Raw genomic sequence first — 14,096 nt, 5'->3', positions numbered from 1 at the left:
TGTTTCGAAATCGGCCCGAACGCAATGCCCACAAAACGTTATCTACTAATAATAAAATAAAGATGTCGTGTATCATATTCGCCAATAACACGAATTATATACGTTCCGTTTTGAAGCAAGGATAAATTTACGGGCAGCGAGATAGTTTCAACTTCCGAATAGCTTGTTTGCAAATGCCTTACAGCATAAGCATCCCAGGCTTGAATGGTTACATTTTGTTTTTTATAGAGCTCTACCTCCACCGTAAAAATTCCGTTCGATGGATTTGGATAAAGCTCTACACGCTTAATCCCATTGTAATTATCTTTTGTAGCAAAAGTAGTATCTGTACGTACAAAACGTATTGTTTTGTTGGTATCTAAGGTGCAATTGGCAAAATAACCAATCATTCCAAAATTAAAAACACCAGTATCGGGCATATACACAATTGGATTAAACATTGTGCCACCAATAATTTGTGCAGCAGCGGGCAAAATCCATTTTACCGAATCGGCTTGCGGAACGCTCAAATCAACCAACACAATAGTGTCTGAACTAAAATTATGTGTACTGGCAATAAACTGCGGAACCGGCAAAGAACTGTAGCCGTTTACTACAGCAGTTCGAGCTTTCAAACAACTCAACGAATCTTTTATAACAACATTGTACGTTCCATAAGCCACATCGGCAAACGTATTTACACTCTGGTAATTTACACCATTGTCTATGGAATACCGGTAAGGAGGAATTCCTCCGGAGGCGTACAATTGAATAGTTCCAACTCTTGTTCCATCGCATGATTGAAAAGTAATAGCAGAATCAACAATATCAGAAGGAATAGAAACAACAACCGTATCGCTACCAAAACATCCACCCGAAGCAGTTGCCGAAACTACGTATGCCGCAGTATTCGCAGTATTTACACTTATACTTGCAGAAGCCGCGCCTGTGCTCCAACTGTAAGACACAGCACCCAACGCGCCAACAGCAGCAGCATTAAGCATTACGGAGGCATTCTTACAAACCAGTGTATCATTCGTTGTTTGAAATGAAATAATTGGCTTATACCCCACATGAATAGAATCGGTGGCAGTGCAGCCATTGTCGGCTCGTGTGGCTACAAGATTATAGATACCAGTGGCGTTTACAGTTGCAGGATTAGCAGAAACAACAGAATTATTCGCGTACCAATCTAACATAGTTTGCGGAGTTATAGAACTACCCAAAAGTTGCAGCGAAGGAAAAGAACAAGTAAGAAAAGCTGAATCCTGCAATGCGTTTAGCAAAGGAGGTATTTTATTTTGCGTAACCTGCAACCACATATCTTTTGCGCAGCCATTTATTCCATTTATTACTTCTACATTATAAGCCCCCTGAACATTTGTTACCAATGGATTTGAGAAAAGAACACCTTGCGCATTTTTCCAGTGAATTGATGCAGCAGGTGCTGAAGAATAAGCCGTTACCGTTGCAGTATCATTTGCGCACGTAATAGTATAAACACTGGTCGTTACAGTAAGTACCGGAAAGCCTTGCACATTGATATCGGGAGCAGCTGCACAACTTTGATTGGCAATGGTAAAAAATACACTGTCCAATAAAAATGAATTCAACTTTGTACCAACGCCTTTGTCCACATTATCAACCAATCCATTTCTATTTACCCAACTTCCCGCACCGGTTCCGGTTACGAGAGACGTAAATATTTTGTAATTCGTTTCGTTTTTATAACGCTCTCCTGCAAAATATTTTACTCGCACACTGTCTATGGGCGCTACAAACTGAGGTGCAATTTTAAAAAAGCGAAACACACTTGTATCTCCTGCCAATTGCTGAGAATGGCTTCTTTCAATTACTACATACCCATGATTATTTTGCGATTGCAAGTGCAACCCTACTCCGGAAATATTGTTTGTAATATCGGGAGCGCTTAGTTGCTTAACGAGTTGTACTTTTCCTGTTAAACCAAATACTCTAGAGGTATCGCGTTCGTTATAAAAATTCCCGGTTGAATCTAAATAAACAGTTTGATTATTGAGTTTAATAAACCCTCGGCTAAAAAATACGGTATCCAACACTTTTATGTTGGCACTAAGAAATACGGTATCGGAAACTTTTACTTCTAACTTGTAAAAGTTAAGCGCATGGCTGCCTCCAACCAAGGAGTTTTTTCCGTTCAACACAAACTTTCCTGCCGAAGAATCGGAAAACTCGTTTACAGAGTTATTTAAAATATTTCCGGACACCTCTACAGTACCTGTATTTACAACATATCCGGTGGTTAAGTTGGTATAACTACCTTTAATGGTTATACGTTCGTTACTATTGGTAATGGTTACGCTGTTGTTTGTAACTGTTACAGGCTGAGCGTTACCAATAAAAGCAATGCAAGTAAAAGAAATAACAATAAATAAAAAAAACCTTACACTCATCTTACGTTTTCATGATGTAAAGTAACACATAAAAAGGTGGGCGGTTTTCGTGCGGCACACCATTAAGACCATCAGAAGCACCATCTCCAGTATTACCAGAAACTGTGTGCGAATGGCTACCTCCGCCAGGATTAGTCATAGGGAGAGAACCATTACTACCCATTGTTGGAGCAATAACATCACCAAAGTCTTTATCAAGAATATCACTACCAACACTATTATGATCATGAGCCCCTCCGGAGATTGTTACCTGACCATTATCTTGCGCATTCGAATTGATAGTATGTTTATGCTTAGGCAATTCGTTGACTGTAAGCGTGTGCGTCTTCTCCCCTCCAATACCATTAGGTCTATTACTACCATCTTTTTGATTATACCTTCCATCCCAAATTCCATTGCCGGGATCAGCTGCTCTTCCATCATAACCAACAACAAACCTTCCTCGCAAGTCAGGCGTTCCATTTTGTCCATCACATTTTACCCACCCTACAGGAACTGAATCTACAACCCCATACCACATCATTATGCTTCCTTTAGGCACTGCACCCATCCCAACAAACGCAGCAGCCGATACGGTGCCAGTGTAGGTACCGGTACTTGCACTAACTGTTTGAGTTTTTACTGTACCAGCTACTTCCAATTTCTCGGAAGGATTGCTAACTCCAATTCCTACATTACCGGAAGTAGCAAGAGTTACATCTGAATTACTTGTAGCATTGGCTCTCCATGGATTAACAAGAATCCATTTGTCAGGATTAGCAATTGTATCGTATTGGCAAAATGCTTGAAGACTCTCATCATACACCAATAAACCGTTTGCAGGGTTATTGATGTTCATACGTTGAATAGAACTCATTCTAGGAATTAACAATCCTCTTTCGTTGGAAGTTATATCTACAATTGAACTTTTGTGTGGATTGGGATTATTGAATCCTACTTGCGAAAAAAATGTAAGACTATGAAGGAAAACAAGAAGTGTTACTAAACTATTTTTACCCATTTTTATTTTTTTAAGAGGGGGCAAAAATGATAAAAAAACAAGTTCAAGTCAAGGCTTGAAGGTAGATTTAGTAATAATAAAACTCGCTGGCAACATTCTTGTACAGCGGCACAATCCACCCAAATCGAAAGCCAATTAATACATCAAAACGCTTGGCGGTATCGGGGCGTCTTAAATCATAATCGTAACTACGTAAACTCTTGGTAAAGCCCTCGGTAAAATCTACCGAAAAAAAGAAATTAGCTATTCTATTTGCACTAAAATAATTATACCCAATACTTTGATTCAACGCCAGACCTCCGGTAGATCTATCATAGCCATTTCGATACTCCTTTGTTAGCGATGGGGTTGCATTTCCAATGTCATCAATACGAATGCGGTGCTGCAAAAAACCTACACCCAATTTTATCATTATACCTGAATTAGGATTAGGTGCTATTTTTTTCCAACTAAACTGCTTGCCCACATATACAAATCCATTCCAACCTCTTTGAAAAAGAGCCACCACCGCAAAAGAACCATTTAGGTTAATATGATTACCATCGACAGTTGTGATGCTATCCAACATTCCTACTTCTTTAATATTTCTGCCAAACAAATAATTTAGGTTTGCGCCAAATAAAAAGTTCTGCTTGGTTTTAAAAAAATATTCCCCGGAGGCATTCATATTATTTCCAAACCGCACTGCCATATCGCCCTTAGGAATTTGATACGCAAACGAAATAGCTACATTAGAAAATGCAATGGATGAATCTTTTAGCGACTGCGAAAAAGCAACAGAACCGCTAATCACAACCCAAAACAACAAAACACTTTTTCTCACATCCATTTTCACTTATATCTAATTAGGCATGTACAACATATTCCTTAACCCAACTTTGGTCAATTGGTAACAACCAAGATTTTTCAAATTCTTGCTTTGTGGTAATTGCGTTGTTAAATACTTGAATAGCTGAAAAATCAGCAGCATCCGACAATTCAGCAAGGTTATTGAAATTTATTATTTTAATTTGTTCATCAGCGGTTTTATAGGCAACCAACATTCTATTAAATAAATTTACGTGGAATTTACCTTCCAATTGTTTCATAAACGCAACCGACTTATCAATACCACACCCACTAGCTCCAGCAGCTGTTTCGTCAAGCAGTAAAACAATAAATCTATTGTAAATAACTTCCAATTCTGCTTTCATTTTAGCTCCGTGCGATGTCCACGAATCTATAAACGCTATCGACATGTCTTTTATTGCAGCAATTTCAGATTCATTAAACTCTTTATCTGCCATATAAACCCAAGCACGGGCAGTTGATGGCATGTTATTAAAATACGAAGTGTGCATAATTATATACTTAAGTTATCTTGGATATTCTACTCGCACATGATACATATTCATCAGGCGTTTTTTGAATATCTTTTTTATTTGGGTAATGTCTCTAAACGTAATATTCGCATTCATAAACTGATTCTGTTCTATCTGTCTGTTTAAAACAGTTTCAACCAAATTGCTTATGCTTTCGGCATCGTATGTTTTCAAACTTCTAGAGGCTGCTTCTACAGAATCCGTCATCATTAGTACAGCAGTTTCTTTCGAAAAAGGAATGGGGCCCGGATATTGAAACTTTGTTTGATCTACTTCTGTTTCGGGATTAAGTTCTTTGAAATTTCTATAAAAATACCAAGTAAACGTAGTTCCGTGGTGTGTTCTAATAAAATCAATAATTTGATCGGGCAGCTTATATTTTTTTGCCTTCTCTACTCCTTTTACCACATGACTTATAATAATATCAGCACTTTCATCGTGACTTAAATCTTCGTGTGGATTAACTCCTGTAGCTTGATTTTCAATAAAAAAAAGTGGCATATCAGTTTTACCAACATCATGATATAGCGCACCAACTCTAACCAGCAAAGCATTACCTCCAATAGCATAAATTATTTCTTCGGCCAAATTGGCAACCTGCAACGAATGTTGAAATGTGCCGGGCGCTTTCATAGACAACTCTCGCAACAACGGATGGTTAGTATCTGTAAGCTCCATCAACGAAACATCAGAAGTAAAGCCAAATAGTTTTTCGAAAATAAAAATTAACGGATATGACAATAGTGTTAACAATGCACTTACTCCAAATCGAGTAAAATCGCTCATTTGTAGCGAAATAAAAGTGGCTTCGTGAATTAACTTAAGAGCTATGTACGCCAATGCGTAGGCAGCAAAAATAAATGCAGCCGCAATAAAAATTTGCGAACGGCTACGCATATTTACAATACTAAAAATGGAAATAATACCGGCTATCAACTGTAAAAACAAATATTCAAATTGAGAAGTTGCAAACAAGCACATGATTAGTATTGTTACCAAATGCGTAAACAATGCCACACGGGTGTCGTAAAATGCTCTGATGATTACAGGCACGATACAGAAAGGGAGCATGTAAATACTTATTTTGTTTCCTTCGGTAACCAAGGATGTGCAAACTGCAATTGAAGAAATCAATAATAACAAAAACGCAATTTTTGCATTATCCTCAAAAATATCTTTTCTAAATAGCGCAAGAAAAATAAGTAAAATTGAAATGCTCGAAATTACAATTACAAGCTGCCCAAGAAGAACTGCCAAATAACCTGCTTGACCGCCTACTTGCTGCTCAAACTCTATTTTCAACGATTCTAAAATTTGAATTTTCTTAGCATCAACAATATCTCCTTTGTTTACAATACTTTGATTTTTTTGAACCAAATCGTATTTTGGAGATATTTCGTTAAGCAATTTATCTCTCAATTCATTAGTTCTTTTCTCGTCATACGTAATATTCTGAATCAAAATATTACCAACCATACGAGACAACAATTGTGCATCTACATTAGATGACTTCAATGCTGTTTGTACAATAAAGTCTTCGGCCTTATCAAACGTGTAAAATACACCCAACTCACGTTCTTCAACTACACCATCTCTATCCAATAGAACTTCAAAATCACTGCCTTTGTTTTGAATAGCCTCGGTTGACTCAATAATGCCATACGAATACAATGTATCTATTATAGCAACTCCTAATTTGTAAGTATTGTACTTGACAGAACCACCCTTTGACAAAACCTCTAATTCAATTATGCTTTTCGCATCATTCGATTTATACAATTCAGAATCTATCCAATGTTCGTCAATACTATCTCTAAATTGGTCTAAAATTCGTTGCTTTATTTTTGAATTGTATAAAAAAAATGGTTTTACCAATTTCTTAACATCTGCTTGCTCATCGGCCAACTGCTGTGTGTTTTTTTTAATCGAAAAATCAAATGGAGCAATTAAATTTTCATATTGCCATGGCTTACCATTAATATTGGCCAACTCGTACCTAAATCGAGCTTCTTTAGGAAGCGAATAGGTAATAATAAACACGGCAAAAGAAAACAGAAAAAACTTGTAAATAAACGCATGTTTATTCCTTAGAAAATGAAAAAATGCAACTAGTTTTTTTAGCACAAATTTGAGTTGTAGTATATATAAAAATAACGATTCATTTGATTGTTTTGGTCTTAGTTTGAAAATTCTTTTGACACACCCATTTTTTCATACCAAAAAGCAATACAAAAAAGAGAGGCACATTCATAATATTCATTAAATTAGCACTACACAAAAGTTATAGCATTATGCAAGAAGTATATATCGTTTCAGCCGTTAGAACTCCAATAGGTTCATTCAACGGAGTGTTAGCAAGCCTTTCGGCAACAAAACTAGGCGCAGCTGCCATAAAATCAGCATTAGAGCGCATTAAATTAGACCCAAAAGAAGTTAATGAAGTATTGATGGGGAATGTGCTTCAAGCCAACGTTGGTCAAGCACCTGCCAGACAAGCTGCTATTTTCGCAGGATTGCCGAATACTGTGCACTGCACCACTATTAATAAAGTATGTGCGTCCGGCATGAAATCAATCATGTTGGGAGCTCAATCGATTATGCTTGGCGATAATGATGTAGTAGTTGCAGGAGGAATGGAAAACATGTCGCAAGTTCCGTATTATTTAGATGCCGCAAGAAACGGATACAGACTTGGCAATGGAACAATCATTGATGGATTGGTAAAAGATGGCTTGACGGATGTGTACAACAACTACCATATGGGAAATGCAGCAGAGTTGTGTGCTAAAGAATGCAACATATCGAGAGAAGAACAAGATGCCTACGCCATAGAATCATACAAACGCTCGGCTGCAGCATGGAGTGCAGGCAAATTTGCCAATGAAATTGCAGCGGTAGAAATTCCGCAAAAAAAGGGAGATGCACTTGTAGTAAAAGAAGACGAAGAATATAAAAATGTAAAATTTGAAAAACTACCGGAATTAAGACCTGTATTTCAAAAAGACGGAACAGTAACTGCCGCAAATGCATCTACGCTAAACGATGGAGCTGCTGCCTTAATACTAATGAGCAAAGCAAAAGCAGACAAATTAGGAATAAAGCCGCTTGCAATTATAAGAGGATATGCCGATGCAGAACAAGCTCCGGAATGGTTTACAACAGCGCCTTCAAAAGCATTGCCTAGAGCAATTGCCAAAGCAGGATTGAAACCATCCGACATTGATTTTTATGAAATAAATGAAGCATTCTCCGTTGTATCTATTGCAAACAATAAAGAACTAAATCTAGACCCTAAAAAAGTAAATATAAATGGCGGTGCTGTTTCATTAGGACATCCGCTTGGTGCATCAGGCGCTAGAATTGTTGTAACATTATTAAATGTATTAAAGCAAAACAATGCTAAATACGGTGCTGCAGGTATTTGTAATGGTGGTGGTGGCGCTAGCGCATTGGTTATAGAAAATGTTTAACTGAAATTGGAAATTAAGAATGTAGCATAAAAAATTAGTAAAAACAGTTCTTCATTTTCAATTTTTAATTTATAATTTTTTTACGTGTTCGGAATTTGTAAACTGTCTGTAGTTCCTTGTAAAGCAGAACCATCGCACAAAAGCGAAATGGTGACACAATTGCTTTTTGGAGAAACGTACCAGGTACTTAAGGAAGAAGAAGATTGGATACACATAAAAATTACCTTTGATAACTATGAATGCTGGATTCATAAAAAACAACATACTGCCATTACTACTGAAATAGCCGAACAAATTGCACAATCTCCGCTAACTATTGTTTCTGAACTAATTCAACCTATAAGTTGCGGAATTGCATCTATGCCTATAACAGCAGGATGTTCGCTGCCTTTAGTAAAAGGAAAAGATTTTAAAATTGCTGATACCGAATACCAATACGAAGGCGCTTTTAAACGAATTGATTTTAGCTCTCCTAAAAAAAAGGAAGTTGTTGAGTATGCCTATCTTTTTTTAAATTCTCCTTATTTGTGGGGCGGTAAAAGTCCTTTTGGAATTGACTGCTCTGGCTTTACGCAATTGGTATATAAACTGTCGGGATACAAACTGCCCAGAGATGCATACCAACAAGCAGAACTAGGAACCCCGCTAAGCTTTGTAGATGAAGGAGAGCCGGGCGACTTAGCCTTTTTTGATAATACAGAAGGCAAAATTACACATGTAGGCATTTTGCTAAAAAACAATAAAATAATTCATTCTTCCGGCTATGTTCGCATAGATAATCTTGACCATCAAGGTATCTTTAACAAAGAACTTGGAAAATATACACACAACCTGCGTGTACTAAAACGGCTTTTTTAATAAATGAGCAGCAAAACAAAGAAATCCCCTGCTGTACAAATACCAAGTACTCAAAAAAAAATAGGTGCAGTTTGGTTGGGTCTTTTGTTAGTAATTACATTTTTCACTTATTACCCTTCTCTACAAAACAATTTTCTTACCAATTGGGATGACCATCAATACGTACTAAACAATGATGACATCAAACAATTAAATTCAACGAACATTAAAAAAATGTTTACCAATTATTACATTGGAAACTATCAGCCCATTACTATTTTATCTTATGCACTAGACTATCATTTTTGGCAATTAAATCCGAAAGGATATAAAACAATAAATCTGCTATTTCATTTGCTTAATACGCTTTTAGTTTTCCAAATTGTAAACAGCATAAGTAAGCAAAAAAACATTTCGATTATTACAGCAGCGGTCTTTGCGCTGCATCCAATGCATGTAGAGTCGGTTGCGTGGATTTCGGAACGCAAAGATGTACTCTACTCGTTTTTCTATTTACTCTCCATTAAATTTTATTTATCCTATCTCAATACAAAAAAAATAATACAATTTATTTATGTACTTCTATTCTTTGTACTATCTATATTAAGCAAATCGGCAGCAATTACTCTTCCATTGGTATTAGCTTGTATTACGTGGTATCAGCAAAAAGAAAAACATTCTTTAAAAAATTATTTACCTATTGTACTGCTACTTCTTATTTCTATTGTATTTGGAGTTGTAGCAATCGATTCGCAAAAAGAAGCAGGTGCTACCAACATGGGGCCTCCATTTCCTATAACAGACCGACCTTTTCTTATTGCATACGCAATTCTTTTTTATGTAGTAAAATTTATTGCTCCAATTAATTTATGTGCAATGTATTATTACCCTGCCAAAGCAGATGGATTATTACCCGTGGAATATTACATTTCTGCACTCGCACTTATAGCACTTGGATGGTATATCTACAAAATAAAATTTCTAAAAAAAGAAATCCTGTTCGGCTTGCTATTTTTTCTGTTTTCCATATCGCTTACTATTCAATTAATTCCGATAGGGCGAACCATTGCAGCAGATAGATACTCGTATATACCCTTTATTGGACTTGGTTTTATTGTTGGCAACTTGTATCAACATTTTATAAAGAAAAAAATAATAGGATATGTAATAGCAGTTATTTTCCTTGTATTTACAGGTCTTACCTACCAACAAACGATGTTATGGAAAGATGTTACTGTATTGTTTTCGGATGTAATTAAAAAAAATCCGGAAGTAGCACATCCTTATTGGGTAAGAGCAGCGGTTGAAAGTGAGCTAAAACAATACGATGCGGCAATGAAAGATTTTAATGAAGGCATTAAATACGACTCCACTTTTGCAGAAGCATTTAATAATAGAGGCAACATTAGCTACAATTTAAAAGACTATGAAACTGCCATAAAAGATTATAGCAAAGCCATTGCCTTAGACTCAAACTATCAATTACCCTACAACAATAGAGCTTCCTGCAAAAGAAATATGAAAGATTATAAGGGAGCAATTGAAGATTACACCAAAGCCATAGAAAACGACAGCACCTTTTTTGTTGGGCTACACAACAGAGGATTGGTAAAATACACTCTACAAGATTACGAAGGAGCAATAAAAGATTTTGATAGAACCATTCAACTAAAACCAGATTATGCCGATGCTTATTCCAACAGAGGCGTGTCTTACTACTATTTAAAAAACTATCCGCTTGCGCTTGAAAATTACAATAAAGCAATTGAGCTGAATCCTAATTATAGCGAAGCATATAGCAACCGCGCTGCTGTAAAATATTACACAAACGACCTAAAAGGGGCTTGTGATGATTGGGGAAAAGCATTGCAATTAAACTTTTCCGGGGCTAAACAAATGTTAGACACATACTGTAAATAAAATGGAAATAATTATAATCATCCTACTACTACTTACAATCAACATCATTGTTATTTACAAAAACAACCATAGAAAAAGAAAGTATGGATTATATCCTACTATTGTATTCTTTGTTCTATTTGTCAGTTATATTGGGTATTACATTCTACCATACAAAATGGCAGTAGATAAAAAAGAAAGCATTTACAAAACAAAATTAAAGACAACAAAGAATAAAAAAACCGGAGAGTTTTCATCAAACATTTATGCGCTTAATCAAGAAGATTCTCAACTAAAAACACATATTACCATTTTAGATTATTTAATTAAATCGGTTTGGTTACAATCGTGCTTGGCTATTATACTATCGCTTTGGGGAATTATAAATATTGCCGGCAGAAATGCATATTACACAAAAATAATCGCGCTGCATTCAATACTACTGTGCTGCACGTTTTTGATTGACTACACGCATCATTTTACAAAAGGATTTTAGAACTACATTTTTGATACTATCTTAAATTCAGTTCTTCGGTTTTTAGCTCTATTACTATCGCTGTTGTTATCTACTTTAGGTTTTGCGTCTCCATATCCTTTATAAATAATTCGAGTAGAATCAACAGCTTTTTTCACTAAATACTCAGATACAGATTTAGCACGATTCTCCGACAATTGCTGATTCGCTTTCTTATCACCCACATTGTCGGTATGTCCGCTGATTTCAATTTTCAAATTTTTATTCCTATTCATAAACGCTACTAACTTGTCTAACTCCACAACAGATTCAGGCTTTAAATCAAATTTCCCTGTTTCAAAAAAAACATTCTTCAACTCAACAGACATGCCGGTATCAATAGGTTGCAAAGGTACATCCATTTGAAAAGGCTTGCTGATATCCGCCATCACATCCTTTAACGAAAAATTTTCGGAGTAAAACAAATACCCGTTTTTAGAAACATTCAACGCATAATTTTTATTTGCGGTTAAGCAAACTAAAAATTCACCGTTACCCATATTTGACTCTGACTCTAAAACGATTTTAGAAGTTGACAAATCAACCAACTCAAACAATGCACTAACAGGCTTTTTTGTTCTGCTATCAAAAACCTTACCTTTTACATACGTTAAATTCTCGGGGCGAATTTTATCATACAATTCAAATTGATACAAATCTAAACCACCCTTCCCTCCTTCTCTTCCGGAAGCAAAATAAGCCAGCTTACCATCGGGTCCTACCAACAAACTATTCTCATCACTGTAGGTATTTATTGGATAACCCAAATTAATGGGTGTGGACCACTTGCCGTCTGCAAGCTTACGAGAAACATAAATATCCATACCTCCCATTCCTGGATGTCCATTAGAAGCAAAGTATAGCGTTTGATTATCCGGGTGAATAAAAACAGACTCTTCTCTTTCAGGTGAATTGATGGTGGCGCCAAGAGAAAGTGGCGTACTCCAAGTGCCATCTGCTTTTAGTTCACACACATAAATATCTTGATTTTTTATTCCTTCGCGAGTAACTGTTCCTCTTACAAAATAAAGTGTTTTACCATCGGAAGAAAAACAAGGCTGCGTCTCCCAATTTCGAGTGTTGATTGGAGCGCCCATATTCATTGGCTTTGTCCACTTCTCTCCTACTTTACGAGAAAAATACAAATCGCAACTACCTGCGCCATCCGGCCTGTTACAAGCAGCAAAAATCAATATTTGCCCGTCTGCCGAAATTGTAGGAGCTCCTTCGTTATCGAGCGTGTTTATAGGTGTTCCTATTGGCAAAGCCTGCTGCCAGCCGGATTCATTCTTCTTACTTACAAAAAAATCTTCTTGATAACCCGCAGGAGCTGTTGCGTCTTTTAAGTTTCTTGTAAACAAAAAAGTTTTTCCATCGGCAGTAATAGAAGGAAAATATTCGTGATCGATAGTATTAATAGCACCTTCTAAATTAATTGGATTAAAAGGAACCGGAGATCTCATTGCCTGAATAGCAAAATCGCAATCCAAAAGATACTTTTCGGAAGTACCTTTAAACACTTCGTTGACATTAGGGAATTTCAAAAATTTTTCTAAAAAAAGTTTGCACTTTTCGTATTGTCCCATATTAATAGCAATAGCACCTGCAGTATAATACGCATTGGGATAGTAATTGGGGTTTACACCAAAGCTTCTTTCGTACAACTCCAACGCTTTATCAAGTTTCCTGCTATCTACATACGCATCTGCAATTAGGTAATAAGGCTCCATAAAATTCGGATCCTTCTCTATTGCCTTGTATGCTTCCGATATGGTTTTCTCATTGTCTCGAGCATCAAAATATTTTGTTGCGCTTTCGTAGTATTTAATTGCCTTTGAGCTGGTGGTAGAATATTTTGGAGGTATTTGCGCCAATACACTATTACCTATAAAGAAAATTAGTATAAAATGTAAAAATAGTTTTCTCATAATTTGATTTATAACACCTCCCTAACCCTCCTCAAGGAGGGAATTAAAAGGTTATGGTATGTTAATATATTTATGTGTTTGTAAAGACAATTGCCATTTAGGATTTTGCTGAATATACTCAATAATCAAAGGCAATACTTTATCTTTTTTATCCCACTCGGGTTGCAAATACAGTTTACAATTTCCACCTACACGTTTTGCATTTTCCTCTGCCCATTTAAAATCATCTTTATTAAACACTATAATTTTCAGCTCGTTTGCTTTGTCAAATAAAGGAGGTAATGGTTGTTTAAATTTCTTGGGCGATAAACAAATCCAATTATACACTCCGGAAATAGCATGTGCTCCGGATGTTTCTAAATTGACTACAAGTCCTTTATCTTGCAACAGTTTAGTTAAAAGTGTTAAATCATGCATTAATGGCTCTCCTCCGGTAATTACAACAATATTAGTGCCAGATTTAACGGCATCCTCTACTAAATCAGTAATTGCCACGTTAGGATGCAAACTACTATCCCAACTTTCTTTTACATCGCACCAATGACAGCCGACATCACAGCCACCCAATCTTATAAAATAAGCAGCATTGCCCGAATAAAATCCTTCTCCCTGCAACGTATAAAAACGCTCCATTACAGGCAATGTATGAGTAGCTAAAATCTCTTTATCCATAAGA

At 36.3% G+C, this 14,096-nt stretch carries 11 protein-coding genes; 4 read left to right on the top strand and 7 right to left on the bottom strand.

The genetic code is table 11. The features are described from left to right. Nucleotides 1-38 precede the first annotated feature (38 nt). The 5 genes from J0M08_10370 to J0M08_10350 form a co-directional block, all read right to left on the bottom strand. Nucleotides 39-2,411, bottom strand: a complete 2,373-nt coding sequence (locus J0M08_10370) for a SprB repeat-containing protein (protein MBN8703461.1) — start codon at nt 2,409-2,411, stop codon at nt 39-41. Between the two features lies 1 nt (nt 2,412). Continuing rightward, nucleotides 2,413-3,411 (bottom strand): tail fiber protein, encoded by a 999-nt coding sequence (locus tag J0M08_10365; GenBank protein MBN8703460.1) that lies wholly within the window; start codon nt 3,409-3,411, stop codon nt 2,413-2,415. A 67-nt stretch (nt 3,412-3,478) separates the two neighbouring features. Beyond that, the gene (locus J0M08_10360; GenBank protein ID MBN8703459.1) at nt 3,479-4,240 is read right to left on the bottom strand and encodes a hypothetical protein; all 762 of its coding nucleotides are present in this window, start codon (nt 4,238-4,240) and stop codon (nt 3,479-3,481) included. Between the two features lie 16 nt (nt 4,241-4,256). Next, nucleotides 4,257-4,751, bottom strand: coding sequence for an ABC transporter ATPase (locus tag J0M08_10355; protein ID MBN8703458.1), 495 nt, complete (start codon nt 4,749-4,751; stop codon nt 4,257-4,259). Nucleotides 4,752-4,766: 15 nt separating this feature from the next. Beyond that, on the bottom strand, nt 4,767-6,896 hold the full coding sequence (locus J0M08_10350) for an HDIG domain-containing protein (protein ID MBN8703457.1): 2,130 nt from the start codon (nt 6,894-6,896) through the stop codon (nt 4,767-4,769). 167 nt (nt 6,897-7,063) lie between these two features. Between J0M08_10350 and J0M08_10345 the strand changes: the two genes are divergently transcribed. From J0M08_10345 to J0M08_10330, 4 genes are all read left to right on the top strand, one after another. Beyond that, nucleotides 7,064-8,242: an acetyl-CoA C-acyltransferase gene (locus J0M08_10345; protein ID MBN8703456.1), complete on the top strand. Its 1,179-nt coding sequence runs from the start codon at nt 7,064-7,066 to the stop codon at nt 8,240-8,242. A gap of 84 nt (nt 8,243-8,326) precedes the next feature. After that, nucleotides 8,327-9,100: a C40 family peptidase gene (locus J0M08_10340; protein ID MBN8703455.1), complete on the top strand. Its 774-nt coding sequence runs from the start codon at nt 8,327-8,329 to the stop codon at nt 9,098-9,100. Nucleotides 9,101-9,103: 3 nt separating this feature from the next. Then, nucleotides 9,104-10,999, top strand: coding sequence for a tetratricopeptide repeat protein (locus J0M08_10335; protein ID MBN8703454.1), 1,896 nt, complete (start codon nt 9,104-9,106; stop codon nt 10,997-10,999). Nucleotide 11,000: 1 nt separating this feature from the next. Continuing rightward, nucleotides 11,001-11,474 carry a hypothetical protein gene (locus J0M08_10330; protein MBN8703453.1) on the top strand — a complete coding sequence of 158 codons (474 nt, stop codon included), beginning with the start codon at nt 11,001-11,003 and terminating at the stop codon, nt 11,472-11,474. A gap of 2 nt (nt 11,475-11,476) precedes the next feature. Here J0M08_10330 and J0M08_10325 read toward each other — a convergent pair whose 3' ends face one another. Beyond that, nucleotides 11,477-13,420, bottom strand: a complete 1,944-nt coding sequence (locus tag J0M08_10325; protein MBN8703452.1) for a PD40 domain-containing protein — start codon at nt 13,418-13,420, stop codon at nt 11,477-11,479. Nucleotides 13,421-13,471: 51 nt separating this feature from the next. Next, a complete protein-coding gene (locus J0M08_10320; GenBank protein MBN8703451.1) occupies nt 13,472-14,053 on the bottom strand; it encodes a radical SAM protein in 582 nt (193 codons plus the stop codon). Nucleotides 14,054-14,096 lie beyond the last annotated feature (43 nt).

It is taken from the genome of Bacteroidota bacterium, from assembly GCA_017303975.1.
Taxonomy (GTDB): Bacteria; Bacteroidota; Bacteroidia; order JAFLBG01; family JAFLBG01; genus JAFLBG01.
Note: the sequence above shows the minus strand (reverse complement) of the source record. Positions and strands in the feature narration are given on the sequence as shown.